Origin of the sequence: uncultured Flavonifractor sp. (assembly GCF_944387675.1) — a bacterium.
Lineage (GTDB): Bacteria > Bacillota > Clostridia > Oscillospirales > Oscillospiraceae > Flavonifractor.
The window spans coordinates 1-21,826 of the sequence record NZ_CALXFV010000002.1 but is presented as its reverse complement, the minus strand read 5'-3'; the positions used below and the strand labels follow the sequence as shown (position 1 = coordinate 21,826).

Sequence of the window (21,826 nt, the reverse complement as noted above, 5' to 3'; positions counted from 1 at the left end):
TATACTTTTCAGGAGATTTTTTATCCGCCGGAGTTGGAGTGCGGGATCCATAGAGATTACCAGGAACAGGGGGAGCTGGCTTTGATCAAGAGCATGACAGGCTACGGCAGGGGGGAGGCTGTGCTCCACGGCCGGCCCATTACCGTAGAGGTCCGGTCGGTGAACAACCGCTACCTGGATTGCACCGTAAAGCTGCCGCGGATCTACGTCTTCGCGGAGGACGCCATAAAAGCGGCGGTGCAGTCCCATATTTCCCGGGGCAAGGTGGATGTATTTGTCACCATCGGCCCCTCCGAGGGCGGAGATGTGACCATCTCGGTCAACCGTCCCATGGCGGACGGCTATTACGCGGCCCTATGCGCCCTGCGGGACGCTTACGGCCTGAAGGACGATCTCTCCGTCTCCCTGCTCTCCCGGTTCCAGGATGTGTTTCTGGTGGAAAAGACCCAGGAGGATCTGGAGGCGGTGTCGGCGGATCTTTGTGCGGTGCTGGAGCTGGCCCTCAGCGATTTTGACGCCATGCGCCTGCGGGAGGGAGAGAAGCTGAGCCAGGACGTGCTCGGCCGCGCCGCCACCATTGAGGGGCTGGTGTCCCAGGTGGAGGTCCGCGCACCCGGCATTGTGGCCGATTACCGGGCGCGGCTGTGGGCCAGGATGTCGGAGGTGCTGAAAAACACCCAGCTGGATGAGAGCCGCATCCTCACCGAGGCGGCCATCTACGCCGACAAGGTGGCGGTGGACGAGGAGACGGTGCGCCTGCGCAGCCACCTGTCCCAGCTGCGTCATCTGCTGAATCAGGACGGCCCGGTGGGCCGCAAGCTGGACTTTCTCATTCAGGAGTTCAACCGGGAGGCCAACACCATCGGCTCCAAATGCAACGATATTGAAACCGCCGGCTATGTGGTGGACATCAAGGCCGAGATCGAGAAGATCCGGGAACAGATCCAGAACATGGAGTAAGGCGGTGGGTCGGGATGAAGCTCATCAATATCGGCTTTGGCAATATGGTCTCCGCGGGCCGGCTCATCGCTGTGGTCAGTCCCGAATCCGCCCCCATCAAGCGGACGATTCAGGAGGCCAGAGACCGGGGTGTGCTGATTGACGCCACCTACGGCCGCCGCACCCGGGCGGTGCTCATTATGGACAGCGACCACATTGTGCTCTCCGCCCTCCAGCCGGAGACGGTGGCCGGGCGTCTGGCCGGCAAGGAGTCCGAACCGGCGGCAGAGGAAAGTGAGGAGGCATAAGCGTGAAGAAAAAGACCCGCGGACAGCTGATTGTGGTTTCCGGCCCCTCCGGCGTGGGAAAGAGCACGGTGATTTCCGAGCTTTTGAGTGAGCGGCAAGACATTTACTTTTCCGTCTCCTTTACCACCCGGCAGCCCCGTGTGGGGGAAGCGGACGGCGTAAACTACCACTTCGTAACCCGGGAGACCTTCGAGGAGATGATCGCCAAGGGGGAGCTTCTGGAATACGCGGAATATGTCCATAATTACTACGGCACCTCACTGAAGGTCATTCAGGAAAAGCTGGACGCCGGGATTGACGTGCTGCTGGATATTGAGGTGCAGGGGGCGGCCAAGGTGCGGGCCAAGTGTCCCGACGCGGTGCTGATCTTCATTGTCCCCCCCTCCTTTGAGGAATTGTCCCGCCGCCTTCACCGCCGGGCCACCGACCAGGAAGAGGTCATCCAGGGCCGGCTGCGGAAGGCCAGGGAGGAGTACCAGCAGATCTGCCATTATGATTATCTGGTGGTCAATGACAAGGTGTCCGAGGCGGCGGGGGAGATCATCGCCATTTTGACCGCCGAGGACTGCCGCACCAAGAACCGCATGAATTTTGTAGAAGGAGTCTGATCCGATATGATGCTCGAACCTCCGATGAATAAGCTGCTCAAGCAGGTACCCAGCCGCTATATGCTGGTGAATGTGGTGGCCCAGCGGGCGCGCCAGGTGGCCAGCGAGGCGGAAGACGCCGGGCTGTCCCTGGAGGACAAGCCGGTGACCATTGCCATTCGAGAGGTGGCCGAGGGAAAGCTGAGCCTGACGGACGAAGAGGGCTGACCAGAGAGAGGGAGGCAAGCGGCGGGACGTAGGGTCTGCCGCTTGCCTCTGCCTGTGCAGGGAGAAAACGGCGCCGGGGGAGGTGGATGCGGATGGACGGCATAACGGTGGCCAAGATTGCGCTGAGCGCCGCTACCTACGCCATCGACAAGCCCTATGACTACGCTGTGCCGGAGCAGGTCCGGGACACGCTCCGCCCCGGTATGCGGGTGATGGTACCCTTTGGCGCAGGCAACCGGCGGGTGGAGGGCCTGGTTCTGACTCTGACCCCGGGCTGTCCGCCCGACGCCAGACGGAAGCAGATTGCCGCCGTGCTGGACGGCGAGCCGGTGCTGGACGGGGACGCTCTCCGGCTGGCCCTCTGGATGCGGGAGCGCTGGTTCTGCACGGTGTATGACGCCGCCAGGGCCATGCTGCCCGCGGGGCTGTACTTCTCCCTCCAGGACCGCTGGCAGTTTGCGCCCGGAGTGGATAAGCAGCAGGCGCTGACCGCCGCCGGCCGGTCGGAGCACGCCAGGCATCTGGTGGAGCTGCTGGCGGCCTGGGGCGGACAGGGAGACGTGGGGCAGATCAAGGAGGCATTCGGCCTGAAAGACCCCAACCCGGCTCTGCGGCTGCTGCATGAAAAGGGCATTGTGACCCTGGAGACCAGCATCTCCCGGGGCGTGGGCGACAAGACGGAACAGGTGGCCGTTCTGGCCATTCCCCCGGAGGAGGCCATGGCCCAGGTCTCCGGAAGGCGGCGCTCCGCCCCGCTCCAGTACGCCTTGGTGGAGCTGCTGTGCAGCCTGGGCAGTGCCTCGGCCAAGGAGCTGTGCTACTTCACCGGCGCCACCGGCGCCACCCTGCGGGCCTTGGCCAAGCGGGGCATCCTCACCCTGGAGCAGCGGGAGACCTACCGGCGGGTGGCAATCCCCCAGGGGCTGGTCCCGGCAGAAGAGCCCCGGCTCAACGAGGAGCAGCAGCTGGCATACGAGGGGCTGGACGCTCTGGCCCGCTCCGGGCAGGCCGCCGCCGCCTTGCTCTACGGGGTGACGGGCAGCGGAAAGACCCAGGTCTATCTGAAGCTGATCCGCCGGGTGCTGGAGCGGGGAGGCTCCGCTCTGGTACTGGTGCCGGAAATCGCCCTCACGCCTCAGCTGCTGCGGCTGTTCTCCGCCCACTTTGGGGAAAAAATCGCCGTGCTCCACTCCTCCCTTCGGGCGGGGGAGCGGTACGACGAATGGAAGCGTATCCGGGCCGGCCAGGCCCGGGTGGTGATCGGCACCCGCTCCGCCGTGTTTGCCCCCCTGAGCCGGCTGGGGCTGATCATCCTGGACGAGGAACAGGAACCCTCCTACCAATCAGAAAATACCCCCAAATATCACGCCAGAGATGTGGCAAAATACCGCTGTGTCCAGCACAAGGCCCTGCTGCTGCTGGGCTCGGCCACCCCGTCGGTGGAGAGCATGTACCGGGCCAGGCAGGGGGCCTATCATCTGTTTACCATGTCCAGACGCTACAATACCAGGCCTCTCCCTCCGGTGGAGATTGTGGATATGAAGCGGGAGCTGCGCGCCGGCAACGGCACCGACCTCAGCGGCCCCCTGCGGGCCGGACTGGAGGAGGCGATGGACCGGGGAGAGCAGAGCATTCTGTTTCTCAACCGCCGGGGCGCCAGGCGCATGGTGTCCTGCGGGGAGTGCGGGGAGGTACCCACCTGTCCCCGCTGTTCGGTCCACCTGACCTATCACTCGGCCAATGGGCGGCTGATGTGCCACTACTGCGGCCACTCCCAGCCGCTGCCCGACGCCTGCCCCTCCTGCGGCGGCAGGCTGAACTTCATCGGCACCGGCACCCAGCGGGTGGAGGAGCAGCTGCGGGAGGCATTCCCCCAGCGGGAGGTCCTGCGGATGGACACCGACACCATCTCCGCCGCCCAGACCCACGAAACGCTGCTCACCCGGTTTGAGCGGGAGAAGATCCCCATTCTGGTGGGGACTCAAATGGTGGCCAAGGGTCTGGACTTTGAGAACGTCACCCTGGTGGGGGTGATTTCCGCCGACCTCTCCCTGTACGCGGACGACTATCGAGCGGGGGAGCGCACCTTCTCCCTGCTGACCCAGGTGGTGGGCCGGGCGGGCCGGGGCGCCAAGGGCGGACGGGCGTTGATTCAGACCTTCACCCCGGAAAATGATGTGATCCGCACCGCCGCCCGCCAGGATTACGACGCCTTTTATGCCCATGAAATTGAGCTGCGGCGGCTGCGGGGCTGTCCGCCCTTTCAGGACCTGTTTGTACTCACCGCCTCCGCCAGGTCGGAGGGGGCGGCCCTGCGGGCCTGTATGCGCCTGCGCCAGACGCTGGAGAGCTGGCTGGCCCGGCCTCCCTTTGACCGCGTCCAGGTGCGGGTTCTGGGACCTGCGCCCGCCGGCATCGCCAAGGTGAACGACCGGTACCGCTACCGTCTGACCCTGGCCTGCGCCAATACCAGAGAGAGCCGCACCCTGGTGGCCGAGCTGCTCCGGCGTGCTCAAACCGATAAAGAAAACAAGGGGACTTCCATCTTTGCGGATGTCAATCCCCTGGACTAGGAGGAAGCACACATGGCACTGCGTACCATACTGACTGACAATGATCCCGCCCTTCACAAGAGCTGCCGGCCTGTGACCCGCTTTGACGGACGGCTCCACGATCTGATTGACGACCTGAAAGAGACTCTGGCCCAGGCCAACGGCGCGGGTCTGGCCGCGCCCCAGGTGGGTATTCTCCGCCGGGTGGTCATTGTGGTGGACGACCAGGAGAACATGCTGGAGCTGGTGAATCCGGAGCTCATCGCCCAGGAGGGGGAGCAGGAGGGATTCGAGGGCTGCCTCTCCGTCCCCGGCCGCTGGGGTGTGGTCAAGCGGCCTCAAAAGGCCAGGGTGCGGGCTCAGGACCGCAACGGCGCCTTTTTTGAGGTGGAAGGGGAGGGCATTGTGGCCCGCTGCTTCTGCCACGAACTGGAGCATCTGGACGGCCACCTGTTTACCGAGCACACCGACCGGCTGTATACCAGCGAGGAGCTGGATGAGCTGCTCCAGGCCCAGGAGGAGGAAGAGGAGGCATGAGAATCCTGTTCATGGGAACCCCCGATTTTGCCGTACCCTCTCTGGAGGGTCTGGTGGAGGCGGGACATTGCGTGTGCGGCGTGTTCACCCAGCCGGACAAGCCCAAGAACCGGGGTATGAAGCTGCTGCCCCCGCCGGTGAAGGTGTGCGCCCAGCACCATAATATCCCGGTATATCAGCCCGTCAAGCTCCGGGACGGTACCGCTCTGGCCCTGATCCAAGCGCTGGCGCCGGAGCTTATTGTGGTGGCGGCCTACGGCCGCATTCTGCCCGACGACATTCTGGCCGCGCCGCCGGTGGGCTGTATCAACGTTCACTCCTCACTGCTCCCCGCCTACCGGGGGGCCGCCCCCATCAACTGGGCGGTGCTCAACGGAGACCGGGAAACCGGCGTGACCATTATGCATATGGCCCACGATCTGGATGCCGGCGACATCATTGCCCAGCGCTCCACTGAAATCGGCCCGGACGAAACCGCGCCGGAGCTCTATGACCGGCTGGCCCGGCTGGGGGCGGAGCTGCTGGTGGAGGCGGTGGCCGACCTGGCCGCCGGCACCGCCAGGCGCACCCCCCAGGACCACAGCAGAGCCACCCTGGCCCCCATGCTGTCCAAAGAACTCTCCGCCATGGACTTTACCCGTCCCGCCGGGCAGCTCCACAACCAGGTCCGGGGCCTGCTCCCCTGGCCCGCGGCAGTGACTACTTTGAACGGCAATCGATGTAAAGTATTTTCCACTACCATACTGGAGACCGGTACCGACGCCGCTCCCGGCACCATCCTCCGGGCGGACAAAGCGGGGATTGACGTGGCCTGCGGCGGCGGCACGGTGCTGCGGATCGACCAGCTCCAGCCAGACGGGGGCAAGCGGATGAAGGCAGCCGATTATCTGAGGGGCCACCCCATTCCGGTATAACGGAGGACCGCCATGGAGCTGTTGTGGACCGTCCTGGTATCCGGGGCGGTGATTGCGCTGGGGCTGGGCCTGGTGCTGCGCTGGCTGGGCGCCGCCGGCGTGCCGGTCCCCCTGGCCGCCCGGACCCCAGCTTCCGCCTGCTGCCAGGTGGGCAGGGAGGAGGAGGCCGCGGTATTTCTTCTGGCCCTGGTGTTCCGGCTGGTGATTTTTGCGCTGGTGGGATTGTTTGCCTGTCTGGTGCTCTATCCCGGCTCCGGAATGGACACCGCCCTGGGAATCTGGAAGCGCTGGGATGCCCTGCATTACGTCAATCTGGCGGAGCTGGGCTATTCTGGATACGTGGAGGACGGAAAGCATCTGTTTTTGGTCTTTTTCCCCCTGTATCCCTGGCTGATGCGGTTGGTTTCCGCCTTTACCGGCCATACTATGGCGGCAGGGCTGCTGATTTCCTTTCTCTCCTACGCCGGCGGCTGCGTCTACTGCTACAAGCTGGCCGCCTGGGAACTGGGGAGGGGGGCCGCCCGCCGGGCGGTGCTGTTTCTCTCGGTCTTCCCCTATGCCTTCTTTTTCGGCGGGATCATGACGGAAAGCCTGTTTCTCCTCACCACCGCCGCCGGCCTGTGGTATATCCGGCGGCACCGCTGGTGGCTGGCGGGGCTGGCAGGTATCCTGGCCGCCATGACCCGGATGCATGGCATCCTCCTTATCGGTGCGGCGGCGGCCGAGCTGGTGGAGGACCGTGGCCGGTTTGACTGGAGGGAGATTGGCCGCCGCCTGCCCGCCCTGCTGCTGCCGGCAGCTGGTACCCTGGTCTACCTGCTGCTCAACTGGCGGGTGGGGGGAGACCCCTTTACCTTTACCATCATGCAGGAGCACTGGAGCCAGGGATTCTGCTGGATCTCCGACACGCTGTGGTACGTGCTGCAAAATGCCCTGTACTACGCCTCAGAGGCGGTGCGGTATCAGATCTGGATTCCCACCCTTGTCCTCTTTCCCATCTTTTTTGCCCTGGCCGTGTATGCCCGGCGGCGGTTTCGCAGTATGTATACACTGTACGGCTTTGTCTACCTGGTTCTGAATTACTCGTTATCCTGGCTGCTCAGCGCCGGGCGGTACCTGTCCTGCGCGCTGCCCTTTTTCCTGTTTGCCGCCGCCCTGACAGAAAAGCGGCGCTGGCTTACCGCCCTGCTCCTGGGCGGGATGTCCCTCGGTTTTGGACTCACCCTCTATGGCTACCTTACCGGCGGCCAGATTATGTAAAGGAAGACTGCTATGCCCTTTTTTTATTACTATGACCCCTATTACTGGATGATTTTAGTTCCGGCCATGCTGATCGCCCTGCTGGCCCAGCTCAACGTGTCCTCCACCTTCAACCGCTATTCCCGAGTGGGCAGCGCCCGGGGCTTTACCGGCGCCCAGGCGGCGGAGGCTGTGCTGCGGACCCATGGGGTGTATGATGTACGCATTGAGCGGGTGGCCGGCCGGCTCAGCGACCACTACGATCCGCGAAGCAATGTGATCCGCCTGTCCGACGCCGTCTACGGCTCCACCAGCATCGCTTCGGTGGGTGTGGCTGCCCATGAGGCGGGCCACGCGGTGCAGTATGCCCAGGGTTACGCGCCCATCAGGCTGCGCACCGCCATTATTCCGGTGTGCAACATCGGCTCCCAGCTGTCCATCCTCCTGATTGTGGTGGGGCTGCTGCTCTACTCCCAGCCGCTGTTCGGCCTGGGGGTGCTGCTCTTTTCCCTGGCAGTGGTGGGCCAGCTTGTCACCCTGCCGGTAGAGTTCAACGCCTCCCGGCGGGCTATTGTCAGCCTGCGGGAGACTCGCCTTCTGGACGAGGAGGAGCTGCGCGGGGCAAAGAAGGTGCTGGGTGCCGCCGCCCTGACCTATGTGGCCGCCCTGCTGGTATCCCTGGCCCAGCTGCTCCGGTTCCTGCTGGCCTTCGGCGGACGGCGGAGGGATTGAGATGGAACAGGGAAGCCGCTCAGCCCGCCAGGTGGCGCTGGATGCGCTGACGGCCTGTGAGAGGCAGGGCGCCTGGTCGGACGGCTATCTGAAAAAGGCCCTCCGGTCCGCCGGCCTGGACAGCCGGGACGCCGCCCTGGCCACCCGGCTGTGCTTCGGTGTGCTCCAGAACCGTCTGCTGCTGGACGATTATCTGGGCAGACTCTCCACCATGAAGCTGGAGAAGATGGAGCCTGTTGTCCGCAACTCTTTGCGGCTCGGCGCCTATCAAGTACTTTTCCTTAACAGAGTTCCCCACCATGCCGCTGTCAGCGAGGCGGTGGAGCTGGCCAGGTGCGGGTCCAAAAATCCCCGCTCCGCCGGACTGGTCAACGGCGTGCTCCGTACCCTGGTGCGGCAGCGGGACACGCTGGCGCCTCCGGCGGACCCGGCGGTGCGGTACAGCCATCCCCGGTGGCTGGCGGACGCCTTTGCCGCCCGGCTGGGCGGGGAGGAGGCGGAGCAGCTCATGGCCGCTGACAACAGCCAGCCTCCCACCTGCGCCCAGGTCAACACCACCAAAGCCTCCGGGGCGCAGGTCCTGGCCGCCCTCCAGGCGGAGGGCGTGGAGGTGCAGCCCCACCCCTGGCTGCCGGACTGCCTGCTGCTGTCCCACACCGGCAGCCTGGAGGCGCTGGGCGCCTTTCAGGAGGGCCTCTTTTACATCCAGGACGCCGCCGCCCGGCTGGCGGTGCTGGCCGCCAATCCCCAGCCGGGCATGCGGATACTGGACGCCTGCGCCGCTCCCGGGGGCAAATCCTTCGCCGCCGCCATCGCTATGGAGAACCGGGGACAGATTGTCTCCTGCGACATCCACCCCCATAAGATGGCGCTGATTCAGGCCGGAGCCGGACGGCTTGGCCTGGATTGTATTTCGGCCGAGCTGTTGGACGGCAAGACCTGTAAGGAAGAATACCTTGACGGATTTGATCTGGTGATTGCCGATGTCCCCTGCTCCGGACTTGGGATTATCCGTAAAAAGCCGGACATCCGCTATAAGGACCCGGGTCCCTTGGAGGGGCTGCCCAGGGTGCAGAGTGCCATTCTGGACAATGTGTGCCGCTATGTCAGACCGGGCGGGACGCTGCTCTACGCCACCTGCACCCTGCTGGAACGGGAGAATGAAGACATGGTGAGCTGTTTTTTAGAAAGGCATAAGGACTTTACATTGGAGCGATTTGAACTGCCAGACGGCTTTGACGGCGCCGATCAGGGCATGGTGACCTGCTGGCCTCACCGCCACGGCACCGACGGCTTTTTCTTTGCCAGGCTGAGAAGAACTGCCCCGCTGTCCTAGCAGAACTGCCGCTGCGTCCGAAGTATTTGGGGACGCTTGCCCAGAAATATGGATTAAAACCGCCGGAGCGTCCGGGCGGGGGAGCGTAACATGACTGATTTGAAATCCATGAATCCGGCGGAGATGGCCGCCTATTTCAAAGAGCTTGGAGAACCCGCCTTTCGGGCCGGACAGGTCTTCCAGTGGCTCCACCGGGGGGCGCGCTCCTTTGATGAGATGACCAATCTCTCCAAATCGCTGCGGGAGAAGCTGAAAAGCAGCTGCACCCTCTGCCCGCCCCAGGTGGAGCGCAGGCAGGTCTCCGCTCTGGACGGAACCATCAAGTACCTGTGGCGGCTGGGAGACGGCAACTGTATTGAGACGGTTTTGATGCGCTACCATCATGGGAATACTGTATGCATCTCCTCTCAGGTGGGCTGCCGCATGGGCTGCGCCTTCTGCGCCTCTACCCTGGGCGGGAAGGTGCGGGACCTGACGGCGGCGGAGATGCTGGACCAGGTGCTCTTTACTCAGCTGGACTCCGGGCTGCCGGTCAGCAACATCGTGCTCATGGGCATTGGAGAGCCGCTGGATAATTTTGACGCAGTGCTCCGCTTTCTGGAGCTGGTGAACAGCCCGGAGGGACTGAACATCGGCATGCGGCACATCTCCCTGTCCACCTGCGGGCCCACTGAAAAAATTGACAAACTGGCGGAATATCAGTTACAATTAACATTATCCGTTTCCCTTCACGCCCCGGACGACGAGACCAGAAGCCGGATCATGCCGGTGAACCGCGGGGTGGGAGTGGAGCAGCTGTTTGCCGCCTGCCGGCGGTATTTTGAAAAAACCGGCCGGCGGATCTCCTATGAATACGCCATGATCGACGGCGTCAACGACGCCGACTGGCAGGCGGACCTGTTGGCGCGCCACCTGAAGGGGACCCACGGCCACGTGAATCTGATTCCCCTGAACAATGTGGCGGAGAGTCCCCTGAAACCCAGCCGCCGGGTGGCCGCCTTTCAGCAGCGGCTGGAGAGCCACGGGATCCCCACCACGGTGCGCAGAAAGCTGGGGGGCGACATCGACGCCTCCTGCGGGCAGCTCCGCCGCAAGCGGCTTCAGGAGCAGCAGGCCGGTCAGGCAGAATAGATATCGGCCCCTCCACCCAACCGTACAGGGTGGGGGAGACGCCTTCCAATTTTGTACGGGAAAGAGGCGGTTTCACAATGATACATGCATGGGGCGTTACCGACAAGGGCGCGATCCGGACACAAAACCAGGACGGCTATTACTTAGACATCCCCTCGGACCATCTGGCCGTGGGCGTGGTTTGCGACGGCATGGGCGGCGCCAAAGCGGGCAACATCGCCAGCCTGATCGCGGTGGAGACCTTTGTGGACACCTTGCAGGGCATGGGACCGGAGGAGGAGTCCGGCCCCCCCGCGGTTTTGAGCCGGGCGGCGGAGGCGGCCAACTCCGCCGTGTTCCGCCGGGCTTGTTCCGACCCGGACTGCCGGGGCATGGGGACCACCATGGTGGCGGTGCTCATTGTGGAGGAGGTGGCCTACCTGCTGAATATCGGCGACAGCCGCGCCTATCACATCAATGAGAACGGCATCACCCGCCTGACCCGGGACCACTCCGTGGTGGAGGACATGGTGGCCAGGGGAGACATCACGCCGGAGCAGGCCCGCACCCACCCCAGAAAGAACCTGATTACCCGGGCGCTGGGGGCGGAGGAGCGGATTCGGGCGGATCTGTACGAAAAACAGCTGGAGGCCGGGGATTATCTGCTGCTCTGCTCGGACGGGCTGAGCAATATTGTGACAGACCAGGAGATTTTGTATGAGGTGATCCACGGCGGGGAGGCGGCGGAATGCTGCCAGCGGCTGCTGGACATCACCCTGTCAAGAGGCGCGCCGGACAATGTGACGGCCGTCCTCTTTCAGATCGTTTAAAAGGGGGTAATGAACTATGGATCAGTACATAGGGAAATTACTCGACAACCGATATGAGATTCTGGAGCGGATCGGAATCGGCGGCATGGCGGTGGTGTTCAAGGGCCGGGACCACCGGCTCAACCGGCTGGTAGCCATCAAGATTCTCAAGGAGGAGCTGGCCCAGGACGCGGAGTTCCGCCGCCGCTTCCATGACGAGTCCCAGGCCGTGGCCATGCTCTCTCATCCCAATATCATGGCGGTGTACGACGTGTCCCACACGCCGGAGCTGGACTATATTGTAATGGAGCTGCTGGACGGCATCACCCTCAAGCAGTACATGCAGAAGAAGGGGGGCAAGCTGGCCTGGCGGGAGGCGCTGCATTTCATCACCCAGATCATGAAGGCCCTCTCCCACGCCCACAGCCGGGGGATCATCCACCGGGACATCAAGCCCCATAATGTGATGGTGCTGCGGGACGGCAGTTTGAAGGTGGCCGACTTCGGCATCGCCCGACTCACCTCCGCCGCTCAGGCCACCCTGACCCAGGAGGCGCTGGGTTCGGTACACTATATCTCGCCGGAGCAGGCCCGGGGCAGCCACATTGACGCCCGCAGCGACATCTACTCCGCCGGCGTGGTGCTCTATGAGATGATCACCGGCCGTCTGCCCTACGAGGGGGATTCCCCGGTGGCGGTGGCCATTCAGCATATCAATTCCATCCCGCTCTCCCCCAGAGAGATTGACCCCGAGATTCCAGAGGCGCTGGAGGCCATTACCATGAAGGCCATGGCCTCCGACGTCAACCAGAGGTACATCTCCGCCGACGCCATGCTGGCCGATCTGGAGGAGTTCCGCAAAAATCCCTCCATCAACTTTGACTACACCTCTGCGGACCTGCTGGTGAACGACGGGGAGGAGCCCACCCAGGTGCTGGGGGCCAACACCCCCCACAGCGTGCGCCCCCAGCCCGCCCACAACGCCAAGTACGGCCAGGAGGCGCCGGAGCCTCAGCACCAGAAGCGGCCCCGCAGGCCGGAGCGGGAGGAGCCCTACGACGACTATGCCGACCGGGGGAGCAGACTGCCCATCATTCTGGCCATCATCGCCGTGGTGGTGTTTCTGGTTGGCATCAGCGTGTTCCTGTTTGTCTCCTTCTTCAGCGGCCTGGGGATCACCGGAACCCCGACTTACAGCGTTCCCAACCTCTATAACAAGACCGTGGAGGAGGCCCTGGCGCTGGATGAGGTAATTGAGGCCCAGTTCCAGATCGTCCAGGGGGACACGGTGGCCAGCGACCTGCCCGCCGGCCATATCGTCAGCCAGACGCCGAAGCACGGCCTCAACGCCTCTCCCGGTACCACCATTACGGTGGAGGTCAGCGACGGCAGCCAGAGCAGTCAGGCGGGAGACACCATGCCGGACGTGGAGAATCTGGACTACCGCATCGCCATGGACCGGCTGGAAAAACTGGGCTTCTCCAAAGCCGCCGGAAATCTGGTTTTGGAAGAGCAAAATTCCGACGATGTGAATGAGGACTACGTGATCTCCCAGGACCCCGCTCCTGAGACCCCTCTGGACCAGGTGGAGCAGGTGAAGCTGGTGGTCAGCCTGGGCAAGAAAACGGAAATGGTTACGGTGATTACCTTTGTGGGTATGCCGGAGGATGAGGCCCGCCAGAAGGCGGAGGAAAACCTGGAACTGGTGGTGTCCAGCGTTACGGAAGAGTTTAGCGAGATGGAGGCCGGACTGATTACCTGGCAGAGCATTGAAAACGGTACCTCGGTGGCCAAGGGCAGCTCCATCCAGTTCCGGGTGAGCAAGGGGCCGGACCCCAACGCCACCGCAGAACCCAGCACAGAACCCAGTGCGGAGCCCAGTCCTTCACCCGTCTCCACGCCGGAGAGCGGCGTAACGGAGAACACCATCAGCGTCGAGGTGGACCTGCCCAGAGACGGGCGGGAGTCTGTGTCGGTGGTGATCACTGTGGACGGGCAGCAGCAGTACAGCGACACAGTGGAAACCAAAATGCAAAAGGTGCTGATCCCGCTGACCGCCAGCGGGACCAGGACCGTCACGGTCTATATTGACGGCCAGGAGTCCTGGACCAGACCCATCAACTTCAACTGACATGGAAGGCGTCATTTTGAAAGCCCTCAGCGGCTTCTACTACGTGGACGGCGGGGACGGCCGCCTTATCGCCTGCCGGGGCAGGGGAAAGTTCCGCCATCAAAAGCTGACTCCACTGGTGGGGGACCGAGTGTCCTTCACCCCGCTGGAGGGGGAGAGCGGCATTCTGGATGGCATTCTCCCCCGAAAAAACCAGTTCCAGCGCCCTGCGGTGGCTAACATTGACCAGCTGGTGGTGGTGGCCTCCGGGGCGGTCCCGGTGACCGACCCTTTCCTCATCGACCGGGTGGTGTCCATGGCCGAGGGCCGGGGGTGCGAGAGCATTGTCGTGCTGAACAAGTGCGACCTGGACGGGGCGGAGGAGCTGTACCGAACCTATGTGCAGGCCGGGTTCGCCACCCTCCGGGTAAGCGCGGAAACCGGGGAGGGCATTCCTGCCCTGGCCCGCCTGATTGCCGGAAAGGTTTCAGCCTTTACAGGAAATTCCGGCGTGGGCAAGTCCAGCATTCTCAACGCCCTTCAGCCGGGATTCCGCCTGCGGGTGGGGGAGATTTCGGACAAGTTGGGCCGGGGCCGGCACACCACCCGGCATGTGGAGCTGTTTCGGCTGGACAACGGCGCCATTGTGGCGGATACTCCCGGGTTCTCCTCCTTTGACACTGAGGAGATGGAGACGCGCCGGCCGGAAGAGCTGGCACGCACCTTTCGGGAGTTCGCCCCCTATCTGGAGCAGTGCCGCTTCACCGGCTGCTCACATGTAAAGGAAAAAGGCTGTGCAGTGTTGGAGGCGGTAAAGCTGGGGGCCATTCCCAAAAGCCGCCACACCAGCTATGTGCGGCTGTATGAACAGGCAAAGGAAGTGCCGCAATGGCAACGGAAGGGATCTGCGGACTGATTGTGGGCGCCGCCCCCTGGACGGACGGCGCCTTCCTGACCCCCTATCTGGAAAAGGGCCGGTGGACGGTATTCTGCGCCGACGGAGGGTACGCCAACGCCCTATCCGCCGGGCTGAGGCCGGATTTTCTCATCGGAGACTGGGACTCCGGGACGCAGCCGGAGCTGGAGGTTCCCTGTATCACCCTCCCGGTGGAGAAGGACATGACCGATCTCCAGGCCGCCATGGACCAGGCTCTCTCCATGGGGATTACCCAGCTGCTGCTGTGCGGCTGTACCGGCGGACGGCTGGACCACACCGCCTCTAACCTGCTCCTGCTGGAGTGGCTGGCAGACCGGGGCGGGCAGGGCATGATTGTGGATGGGGACAACGAGGTGCGGCTTTTGACCCCAGGGCATTTTCTGGTGGAGGACCGGCCCCACTACCACTATCTCTCTCTGATTCCCCTGGACCGCACCGTGTCCGGCGTTACCCTACGGGGCATGAAGTATCCGTTGGAGCAGACCGATCTGACCCGGGGAGACACTCTGTCCATCAGCAACGAGCCCAGGCGCGGTGTGGTGGAACTCACCATTGCCCAGGGCCGGGCGCTGCTCATCCGCAGCCAGCGGGAGGAGACAGCTGGATATTGAACACAAAAGCCGCCCCCTGCGTATACTGGCTCAGAACCAGTAAAGGGGGGCGGCTTTTATGACGGTTTCAGGCAAAAGGCGGCTGGGCGCGGCGGCGGTCTGCGGGGCGGGCGCGGTCCTGCTGTTCCACCCGCTGTGGCTGGCCGCCTTCTGCGCAGGCGCCTGGGTGGGATACCGGGGCAAGAGCTGGCTCAGACGAATTTGGAGCGACAGGGAGGCAATGCTATGAAGATCGTGGTGGTAAAATCTCCAAAGGCCCTGCGGGGAATCCTGAAAACCTTATTCGGCATCCGGGGCTGAGGCATACCGGACACTCCTTGGACATATAGTCTCTTAGCAGGACTGCATCAGACCATACAAGGAGTGGAACAATATGGAGCTGGAACTGGAACGAACCGAGCTGAACGGCTGGGATACCGTACTGGACACCACGGTTTGCCGTGAGGAGACGATGGAGGCCATCGTGCCGGACGCCTGCCCGGATATTCTGCGGATCTGCGACGTGGAGGGGACGGTCTGTCTGGCGGGGAAGGAGGCCCAGGAGGGGCGGGCGGAGCTGTCCGGCACGGTTCGGGCGGTCCTGCTCTACGTGCCGGACGGCGCGGAGGGAGTCCGGCGTATGGAGGTCTCGCTGCCCTTTACCTGCACCGCCGACGCGCCGGCCATTACGCCCGCCTGCCAGATCACCGCCCTGCCCAGGGTGCAGGGGGCGGACGCCAGGCTGCTCAATCCCAGAAAGGTACTGGTCCGGGTAAGCCTGGCTGCGGATGTTCAGGTGTTCTGTCCCGGCAGCGTTTCGGTGTGCAGCGGCATACCGGAGGCGGAGCGCTTCGGCATGGAACAGATGTGGGAGCGGTACGATACTTATACTACCGTATGTGTACGGGAAAAACCCTTTACGTTTTCTGACGATCTGACTCTGTCCGGTGGCAAGCCGGAGGCGGAGGAGCTGCTGAAAAGCCGGGCCTATGTGCGCTGCAACGAGGCCAAGGTGATCGGCAGCAAGCTCATCTTTAAGGGCGAGGCCCAGCTCCAGCTTCTCTGCCGGGGTGTGGACGGCGACCTGTTCACCACGGAATTTGAACTGCCCTTCTCCCAGATCATGGAGGTCAGCGGGGCGGGGGAGGAGGCCGGCTGTGGGGTCCAGGTCATCCTCACCGACCTGGAGTGTACCATGGACGGCGGGGACGGACGGATGTTCAGCGTCTCCCTCGGACTGCTGGCCCAGGCGGTCATTCGGGAGGAGCGGACGGTGGAGCTGCTTACCGATGCCTACTCCACCGCCTATCCCATGGCGGTGCAGCGGTGCAGCCATACCCTGGAGCGGCTGATTGACCGGGGGGAGAAGGAGATCACCGTTCGGGAGCTGCTGGAGACAGGGGCGCTGCTGAAGGACGCAGCCGACGCCTATGCCTCCATCGGTGCGCTCACCCAGAGCAGGGACGGGGAGCGGGTGACCGTCACGGCCCAGGTCAATGTCACCGCCCTGTATCAGGCGGAGGACGGGAATATGGGGTCGATCACCCGGCCGCTGTCGGTGGCCTGTACCCTGGAGCTGCCGGAATACGCCGGATGTACCTGCCAGTGCTGCTGTACGGCGCCGGTCTTCGCGGTGGCGGCGGCGGGGGGACTGGAGGTGCGCTTTCCGGTGAGCTTCCGCTATGCCGCCCTGGCCTCCCGGACTGTGTCGGATATCTCCGGCATCACCGTCGAGGAGAATCAGCCCCTGGACCACAGCCAGCGGCCTTCCATTGTTCTGCGTATGGTAGGACCTGGCGAGCGGCTGTGGGACATTGCAAAGGCCTACGGCACCACCGCCGGGGACATCGTCCAGGCCAACGACCTGGAGGAGGACGCGCCGGTGGGGGGCAGGCTGCTGCTCATTCCCCGGAAGCGCTGATCTGAGCAGGGACCCACGGGCATCCGCCATGGGTCCCTGCTCACTTTTGGCCGGGCGGACGCATATTTTATGGCTTATCCCCATAGGTATGTAGAGAAAACGACCGGCTTACGGGGCCGAAGGAGGAATTGCCAGTGGAACAACGCAAGCTCTATGAGGATATCGCCCTGCGTACCGAGGGGGATATCTATATCGGCGTGGTGGGGCCGGTGCGCACGGGAAAGTCCACATTTATCAAACGGTTTATGGAGACCATGGTCATCCCCAACATTGACAACGTATACCGGAAGGAGCGGGCCAGGGATGAGCTGCCCCAGAGCGGCTCCGGCCGCACCGTGATGACGGCGGAGCCCAAGTTTGTCCCCGAGGAGGCCGTCCGGATTGACCTGGAGAACGGCGCCTCCTTTTCCGTGCGGCTCATAGACTGCGTGGGCTATCTGGTGCCGGGCGCCGTGGGTTCCATGGAGGACGACAGCCCCCGCATGGTGACCACTCCCTGGTTTGACTATGAGATTCCCATGACGGAAGCCGCCGAGATCGGCACCCGGAAGGTGATTGCCGAGCACTCCACCATCGGCATTGTGGTCACCACCGACGGCACCATTACAGACATTCCCCGAGAGGACTATCTGGAGGCAGAGGAGCGGGTGATCCACGAGCTGAAGGAGCTGGGAAAGCCCTTTCTGGTGGTGCTCAACTCTGCTGACCCCAGTTCCGACCGGGCCAGAGCCATCCGGGCGGACCTGGCCTCCCGCTATGACGTGACGGTGGTGTGCGCCGACTGCCTTCAGCTGGACGAGGAGGCGGTGACCAGGATCATCAAGGGAGTGCTCTATGAGTTCCCAGTAAAGGAGCTGGACCTGTTTCTTCCCCCCTGGGTGGATGCGCTGCCCTATGACCACCCCATCAAAAGCGGCCTGTACGCCGCCATCCGGGAGGGGGCCGCCGGTATGCGCCGGGTGCGGGACGTGGAAAAAACGGTGGAGGCCATCGGCGGCTGCGACTGGGTGAGCAGCGCCGCCATCACCAACATCAGCCTGGGTACCGGCCTGTCGGCCGCCCGTCTGGAGCTGCCCAGGGAGCTGTTCTACGACACCCTCTCCCAGCAGTCCGGCTTTGCGGTCCACGACGACGGCGACCTGCTGGAGCTGCTCAGCCAGCTGTCCCACGTAAAGGCGGAGTACGACAAGGTCTCCGGCGCCCTGGAGGAGGTCAAGGCCACCGGCTACGGCATTGTGGTCCCCAGCACCGACGAGCTGGTGCTGGAGGAGCCGGAAATCGTCAAGCAGGGGGGGCGCTACGGAGTGCGGCTGAAGGCCTCCGCCCCCTCCATCCATATGATCCGGGCGGATATTGAGACCGAGGTCTCGCCCATCGTGGGCAACGAGAAACAGAGCGAGGAAATGGTTAATTTCCTTCTCCAGGAGTTTGAGGGGGACACCAAGGCCATCTGGCAGTCCAACATTTTCGGAAAGTCCTTCCATGAGCTGGTGAGTGAAGACCTCAACGGCAAGCTCAAACGGATGCCGGAGGACGCCCGGGCCAAATTGCAGGAGACCCTCCAGCGCATCATCAACGAAGGCTCCGGCGGCCTTATCTGTATCATATTGTGACAAAGGGCATGGGAAACCTTTCCGTTTCCCATGCCCTTTTTTAGCTGTCCTGCAAAAAGCGCTCCAGCGCCTGCCGGTCCAGCAGCCGCAGCAGCTTGTAGCCGGTCTGAACCCAGCCTCTTTTGTCAAACTCCCCCAGCACGCGGCTGACGGTTACCCGGCTCACCCCCACTGAGGCGCCGATCTCCTCATGGGTACACCGCAGCCTGCCGTCCGCCTCCGGAATGAGCGACAGCAGGTGGCGGGCAATCCGCTTATCCGCCTGGAGGAACTCCCCGTCCACATGGCTGGAGAGCAGCCTCACCCGGCGGGCCAGATCCTCCAGCATGGCAATGGCCAGGCCGGGCCGGGCGGAGAACACCTGCTCCAGCCGCTGCCGGTCCACTGAAACCAGTGCGCATTTCGTCACCGCCATGGCGGAGGAGACTCGGGGCTGCTGATCAAAAAAGGAGGCCTCGCCGATCAGCTCCCCCGCGTGGGGCAGGGTGAGGATGCGCTCCTCCCCCTCCGGCGAGCTGATGAAACACTTTACCGTACCGGAGACAATGTAATAAAAACAGTCCGCCCGGGTGTCCTGCAGATAGATCAGCTGTCCCGGCTGCTTGTGCAGAATGGGCTGGCCGTCGGCCAGCGGAGTCCAGTTGTTGCGCAGCATGGCCATCCCTCCTTTTTTAATTGTAGCATGGTTTACATTCTTTTGGCAACCCCCTGTGGTATCCTGACCTCAAATCAAGTAAGGAGGCTCTCAACCATGGGAATGACCATGACGCAGAAGATCCTGGCCAGGCACGCCGGTCTGGATCACGTTGTCCCCGGCCAGCTGGTGGAGGCGAAGCTGGATCTGGTGCTGGGCAACGACATCACCGCGCCGGTTGCCATCACGGAGTTTGACAAGGCGGGCCTGACCCAGGTCTTTGACAAGGACAAAATCGCCCTGGTGCTGGACCACTCCACCCCCTGCAAGGATATCAAATCCGCCCAGCTGTGCGCCCAGGCCCGGGCGTTTGCCGAGCGGTTTGACATCACCCACTTTTATGACGTGGGGTGCATGGGCGTGGAGCACGCCCTGCTGCCGGAGCAGGGGCTTACCGCCCCCGGCGAGTGCATGATCGGCGCCGACTCCCACACCTGCACCTACGGCGCCGTGGGAATGTTCTCCACCGGCGTGGGTTCCACCGATATGGCCGCCGGTATGGCCACCGGTCTCGCCTGGTTCAAGGTACCCGCCGCCATCAAGGTCACCCTGAAAGGCAAGCTCCAGCCCTATGTGTCCGGCAAGGACGTGATTCTCCACCTCATCGGCACCATCGGCGTGGATGGAGCCCTGTACAAGTCCCTGGAGTTTGCCGGGGAGGGGGTCGGAGAGCTGTCCATGGACGACCGCTTCACCATTGCCAACATGGCCATCGAAGCGGGGGCCAAGAACGGGATCTTCCCGGTGGACGACAAGACCCGGGCCTATCTGGCAGGCCGGGTGACCCGCCCCTGGGAGGCGGTGGAAGCTGATCCGGACGCAGTGTATGACCAGGAGGTGGTCATCGACCTGTCCACCCTCCAGCCCACGGTGGCCCTGCCCCACCTGCCCTCCAACACCCGCACCATTGACCAGGTGGAGGGGACCCCCATCCAGCAGGTGGTCATTGGTTCCTGCACCAACGGGCGGCTGGACGACCTGCGCCAGGCTGCGGCGGTGCTGAAGGGCCGGAAGGTGGCCAAGGGTGTGCGGTGTATTGTGCTCCCCGCCACTCAGCAGATCACCCTGGACGCTATGGCGGAGGGTCTGATTCAGATTTTCATTGAGGCGGGCTGCGCCGTGTCCACCCCCACCTGCGGCCCCTGTCTGGGGGGACACATGGGGGTGCTGTCCGACAACGAGCGGGCCATCTCCACCACCAACCGAAATTTTGTGGGGCGGATGGGTCCCGTATCCTCCGAGATTATTCTGGCCAATCCTGCGGTGGCCGCCGCCTCCGCCGTGGCGGGCTGCGTGGCCGACCCCAGGAAGCTGTAAGGGAGGTTTTGGTATGAAAGTATATAAGTATGGCGACAACGTGGATACCGACGTGATTATCCCCGCCCGGTATCTCAACGCCCCTGACGAGAAGTCCCTGGCCTCCCACTGCATGGAGGACATTGACGCCGCCTTTGCCTCCACGGTGGAGACGGGCGACATCATCGTGGCGGGCAGCAACTTCGGCTGCGGCTCCTCCCGGGAGCACGCCCCCCTGGCCATCAAGGCCTGCGGTGTCAAGTGCGTCATCGCCCCCTCCTTTGCCCGCATCTTCTACCGCAACGCCATCAACATCGGCCTGCCCATTATGGAGAGCGCCGAGGCCGCCGCGGCTATTCAGGCGGGGGATACCGTCAGCGTGGACTTTGCCACCGGTGTCATCACCGATGAGACCCAGGGCAAGACCTGGCAGGCAGCGCCCTTTCCGGACTTTGTGGACGGCATCATTCAGGCCGGCGGCCTGCTCAACTCTCTGAAAGCGCGAGGTGTGGCGAAATGAACTATAAGATTGCCCTCATCCGGGGGGACGGCATCGGACCCGAAGTGGTGGAGGAGGCCGTCAAGGTTCTGGACACCGTGGGGAAGAAGTTCGGACATACCTTTGCTTATGAGGACGTCCTGCTGGGCGGCTGCGCCACCGACGCGGTGGGGAAGAGCTACCCCGACGGGACCGCCGAGAAGTGCCGGGCCTGCGACGCGGTACTGCTGGGCGCCGTGGGCGGCCCCAAGTGGGGCAGCGACAAGCCCGCCGAGCAGCGGCCGGAGACCGCCCTTCTGGCCATCCGCAAGGACCTGGGCCTGTACGCCAACCTGCGGCCTGCGGCTCTGCGGCCCGCCATGGCCGACGCCTGTCCCCTGAAAAAGGAGACGGCGGAGAAAGGCATTGATCTGATGATGGTCCGGGAGCTCACCGGCGGCATCTACTTCGGCAAGCGGGACAAGTACCAGACCCAGGACCGGGGAATGGAGGCCACCGATTTGATGGCCTACTCCGAAAAGGAGATTGAGCGCATCGGCCGCCGTGCTTTTGAGCTGGCCCGGCTGCGCCGGAAGAAGGTGTCCAGCGTGGACAAGGCCAACGTACTAGAAACCAGCCGCCTGTGGCGAAGCGTAATGCACCGCCTGGCAGCAGAATATCCAGACGTGGCGTATGAGGACGTGCTGGTGGACAACTGCGCCATGCAGCTGGTCCGGGACCCCGGCCAGTTTGATGTGGTGGTCACCGAGAATATGTTCGGCGATATCCTGTCCGACGAGGCCTCTATGGTCACCGGCTCCATCGGCCTGCTGCCCTCCGCCTCCATCGGGGATACCGCCCCCGGCCCGTATGAACCCATCCACGGCTCCGCCCCC

At 63.5% G+C, this 21,826-nt stretch carries 22 protein-coding genes; 21 read left to right on the top strand and 1 reads right to left on the bottom strand.

Translation table 11 applies throughout. The features are described from left to right. Positions 1 to 81 precede the first annotated feature (81 nt). The 18 genes from Q0J74_RS00395 (at position 82) to spoIVA (ending at position 18,462) form a co-directional block, all read left to right on the top strand. The gene (locus Q0J74_RS00395) at positions 82 to 960 is read left to right on the top strand and encodes a YicC/YloC family endoribonuclease (RefSeq protein ID WP_297208887.1); all 879 of its coding nucleotides are present in this window, start codon (positions 82 to 84) and stop codon (positions 958 to 960) included. Between the two features lie 14 nt (positions 961 to 974). After that, complete coding sequence (remA, locus tag Q0J74_RS00390) at positions 975 to 1,247, top strand: extracellular matrix/biofilm regulator RemA (protein ID WP_297208884.1); 273 nt, start codon at positions 975 to 977, stop codon at positions 1,245 to 1,247. After that, positions 1,244 to 1,855, top strand: coding sequence for a guanylate kinase (gene gmk, locus Q0J74_RS00385; RefSeq protein WP_297208999.1), 612 nt, complete (start codon positions 1,244 to 1,246; stop codon positions 1,853 to 1,855). Before remA ends, gmk begins: the two co-directional genes overlap by 4 nt. A 6-nt stretch (positions 1,856 to 1,861) precedes the next feature. After that, complete coding sequence (gene rpoZ, locus Q0J74_RS00380; protein WP_297208881.1) at positions 1,862 to 2,062, top strand: DNA-directed RNA polymerase subunit omega; 201 nt, start codon at positions 1,862 to 1,864, stop codon at positions 2,060 to 2,062. Positions 2,063 to 2,154: 92 nt separating this feature from the next. Next, positions 2,155 to 4,635: a replication restart helicase PriA gene (gene priA / locus Q0J74_RS00375; RefSeq protein WP_297208878.1), complete on the top strand. Its 2,481-nt coding sequence runs from the start codon at positions 2,155 to 2,157 to the stop codon at positions 4,633 to 4,635. 12 nt (positions 4,636 to 4,647) lie between these two features. Then, on the top strand, positions 4,648 to 5,151 hold the full coding sequence (gene def / locus Q0J74_RS00370; RefSeq protein ID WP_297208875.1) for a peptide deformylase: 504 nt from the start codon (positions 4,648 to 4,650) through the stop codon (positions 5,149 to 5,151). Continuing rightward, on the top strand, positions 5,148 to 6,065 hold the full coding sequence (gene fmt, locus Q0J74_RS00365) for a methionyl-tRNA formyltransferase (protein ID WP_297208874.1): 918 nt from the start codon (positions 5,148 to 5,150) through the stop codon (positions 6,063 to 6,065). Before def ends, fmt begins: the two co-directional genes overlap by 4 nt. 12 nt (positions 6,066 to 6,077) lie before the next feature. Further along, entirely contained in the window at positions 6,078 to 7,325 is a 1,248-nt protein-coding gene (locus Q0J74_RS00360; RefSeq protein WP_297208872.1) for a glycosyltransferase family 39 protein, read from the top strand. Between the two features lie 12 nt (positions 7,326 to 7,337). Beyond that, the gene (locus Q0J74_RS00355; RefSeq protein WP_297208869.1) at positions 7,338 to 8,036 is read left to right on the top strand and encodes a zinc metallopeptidase; all 699 of its coding nucleotides are present in this window, start codon (positions 7,338 to 7,340) and stop codon (positions 8,034 to 8,036) included. 1 nt (position 8,037) lies between these two features. Further along, positions 8,038 to 9,372, top strand: a complete 1,335-nt coding sequence (gene rsmB, locus Q0J74_RS00350) for a 16S rRNA (cytosine(967)-C(5))-methyltransferase RsmB (RefSeq protein ID WP_297208867.1) — start codon at positions 8,038 to 8,040, stop codon at positions 9,370 to 9,372. Between the two features lie 90 nt (positions 9,373 to 9,462). Continuing rightward, entirely contained in the window at positions 9,463 to 10,503 is a 1,041-nt protein-coding gene (rlmN, locus tag Q0J74_RS00345; RefSeq protein WP_297208864.1) for a 23S rRNA (adenine(2503)-C(2))-methyltransferase RlmN, read from the top strand. Between the two features lie 77 nt (positions 10,504 to 10,580). Next, complete coding sequence (locus Q0J74_RS00340; protein WP_297208863.1) at positions 10,581 to 11,312, top strand: Stp1/IreP family PP2C-type Ser/Thr phosphatase; 732 nt, start codon at positions 10,581 to 10,583, stop codon at positions 11,310 to 11,312. Between the two features lie 16 nt (positions 11,313 to 11,328). After that, positions 11,329 to 13,422: a Stk1 family PASTA domain-containing Ser/Thr kinase gene (pknB, locus tag Q0J74_RS00335; protein ID WP_297208861.1), complete on the top strand. Its 2,094-nt coding sequence runs from the start codon at positions 11,329 to 11,331 to the stop codon at positions 13,420 to 13,422. Position 13,423: 1 nt separating this feature from the next. Continuing rightward, positions 13,424 to 14,317, top strand: coding sequence for a ribosome small subunit-dependent GTPase A (rsgA, locus tag Q0J74_RS00330; protein WP_297208859.1), 894 nt, complete (start codon positions 13,424 to 13,426; stop codon positions 14,315 to 14,317). Beyond that, positions 14,290 to 14,949 carry a thiamine diphosphokinase gene (locus Q0J74_RS00325; RefSeq protein WP_297208857.1) on the top strand — a complete coding sequence of 220 codons (660 nt, stop codon included), beginning with the start codon at positions 14,290 to 14,292 and terminating at the stop codon, positions 14,947 to 14,949. Before rsgA ends, Q0J74_RS00325 begins: the two co-directional genes overlap by 28 nt. Before the next feature lie 58 nt (positions 14,950 to 15,007). Continuing rightward, the gene (locus Q0J74_RS00320) at positions 15,008 to 15,178 is read left to right on the top strand and encodes a hypothetical protein (RefSeq protein WP_297208855.1); all 171 of its coding nucleotides are present in this window, start codon (positions 15,008 to 15,010) and stop codon (positions 15,176 to 15,178) included. Between the two features lie 144 nt (positions 15,179 to 15,322). Continuing rightward, positions 15,323 to 16,849: a DUF3794 and LysM peptidoglycan-binding domain-containing protein gene (locus Q0J74_RS00315; protein ID WP_297208853.1), complete on the top strand. Its 1,527-nt coding sequence runs from the start codon at positions 15,323 to 15,325 to the stop codon at positions 16,847 to 16,849. A 134-nt stretch (positions 16,850 to 16,983) separates the two neighbouring features. Then, complete coding sequence (spoIVA, locus tag Q0J74_RS00310; RefSeq protein ID WP_297208852.1) at positions 16,984 to 18,462, top strand: stage IV sporulation protein A; 1,479 nt, start codon at positions 16,984 to 16,986, stop codon at positions 18,460 to 18,462. A 40-nt stretch (positions 18,463 to 18,502) separates the two neighbouring features. Here the strand turns inward: spoIVA and Q0J74_RS00305 are convergent, their stop codons facing one another. After that, positions 18,503 to 19,117, bottom strand: coding sequence for a Crp/Fnr family transcriptional regulator (locus tag Q0J74_RS00305; RefSeq protein ID WP_297208850.1), 615 nt, complete (start codon positions 19,115 to 19,117; stop codon positions 18,503 to 18,505). Between the two features lie 96 nt (positions 19,118 to 19,213). Here Q0J74_RS00305 and leuC point away from each other — a divergent pair, with 96 nt between their 5' ends. The 3 genes from leuC to leuB all read left to right on the top strand — a co-directional run. Then, positions 19,214 to 20,473 carry a 3-isopropylmalate dehydratase large subunit gene (gene leuC, locus Q0J74_RS00300; RefSeq protein ID WP_297208848.1) on the top strand — a complete coding sequence of 420 codons (1,260 nt, stop codon included), beginning with the start codon at positions 19,214 to 19,216 and terminating at the stop codon, positions 20,471 to 20,473. Positions 20,474 to 20,486: 13 nt separating this feature from the next. Further along, positions 20,487 to 20,972, top strand: a complete 486-nt coding sequence (locus tag Q0J74_RS00295; RefSeq protein ID WP_297208846.1) for a 3-isopropylmalate dehydratase small subunit — start codon at positions 20,487 to 20,489, stop codon at positions 20,970 to 20,972. Continuing rightward, positions 20,969 to 21,826: 3-isopropylmalate dehydrogenase (gene leuB / locus Q0J74_RS00290; RefSeq protein WP_297208845.1), on the top strand; the 858-nt coding region annotated here is incomplete at its 3' end. The genes Q0J74_RS00295 and leuB, both read left to right, overlap by 4 nt.

What these genes read in the sequence shown, in the direction of transcription:
- remA (WP_297208884.1), top strand. Translation starts at nt 975, where the DNA reads ATGAAGCTCATCAATATCGGCTTTGGCAATATGGTCTCCGCGGGCCGG.
- rpoZ (WP_297208881.1), top strand. Translation starts at nt 1,862, where the DNA reads ATGATGCTCGAACCTCCGATGAATAAGCTGCTCAAGCAGGTACCCAGC.
- priA (WP_297208878.1), top strand. Translation starts at nt 2,155, where the DNA reads ATGGACGGCATAACGGTGGCCAAGATTGCGCTGAGCGCCGCTACCTAC.
- def (WP_297208875.1), top strand. Translation starts at nt 4,648, where the DNA reads ATGGCACTGCGTACCATACTGACTGACAATGATCCCGCCCTTCACAAG.
- fmt (WP_297208874.1), top strand. Translation starts at nt 5,148, where the DNA reads ATGAGAATCCTGTTCATGGGAACCCCCGATTTTGCCGTACCCTCTCTG.
- Q0J74_RS00360 (WP_297208872.1), top strand. Translation starts at nt 6,078, where the DNA reads ATGGAGCTGTTGTGGACCGTCCTGGTATCCGGGGCGGTGATTGCGCTG.
- Q0J74_RS00355 (WP_297208869.1), top strand. Translation starts at nt 7,338, where the DNA reads ATGCCCTTTTTTTATTACTATGACCCCTATTACTGGATGATTTTAGTT.
- rsmB (WP_297208867.1), top strand. Translation starts at nt 8,038, where the DNA reads ATGGAACAGGGAAGCCGCTCAGCCCGCCAGGTGGCGCTGGATGCGCTG.
- rlmN (WP_297208864.1), top strand. Translation starts at nt 9,463, where the DNA reads ATGACTGATTTGAAATCCATGAATCCGGCGGAGATGGCCGCCTATTTC.
- Q0J74_RS00340 (WP_297208863.1), top strand. Translation starts at nt 10,581, where the DNA reads ATGATACATGCATGGGGCGTTACCGACAAGGGCGCGATCCGGACACAA.
- pknB (WP_297208861.1), top strand. Translation starts at nt 11,329, where the DNA reads ATGGATCAGTACATAGGGAAATTACTCGACAACCGATATGAGATTCTG.
- rsgA (WP_297208859.1), top strand. Translation starts at nt 13,424, where the DNA reads ATGGAAGGCGTCATTTTGAAAGCCCTCAGCGGCTTCTACTACGTGGAC.
- Q0J74_RS00325 (WP_297208857.1), top strand. Translation starts at nt 14,290, where the DNA reads ATGGCAACGGAAGGGATCTGCGGACTGATTGTGGGCGCCGCCCCCTGG.
- Q0J74_RS00320 (WP_297208855.1), top strand. Translation starts at nt 15,008, where the DNA reads ATGACGGTTTCAGGCAAAAGGCGGCTGGGCGCGGCGGCGGTCTGCGGG.
- Q0J74_RS00315 (WP_297208853.1), top strand. Translation starts at nt 15,323, where the DNA reads ATGGAGCTGGAACTGGAACGAACCGAGCTGAACGGCTGGGATACCGTA.
- Q0J74_RS00305 (WP_297208850.1), bottom strand. Translation starts at nt 19,117, where the DNA reads ATGCTGCGCAACAACTGGACTCCGCTGGCCGACGGCCAGCCCATTCTG.
- leuC (WP_297208848.1), top strand. Translation starts at nt 19,214, where the DNA reads ATGGGAATGACCATGACGCAGAAGATCCTGGCCAGGCACGCCGGTCTG.
- Q0J74_RS00295 (WP_297208846.1), top strand. Translation starts at nt 20,487, where the DNA reads ATGAAAGTATATAAGTATGGCGACAACGTGGATACCGACGTGATTATC.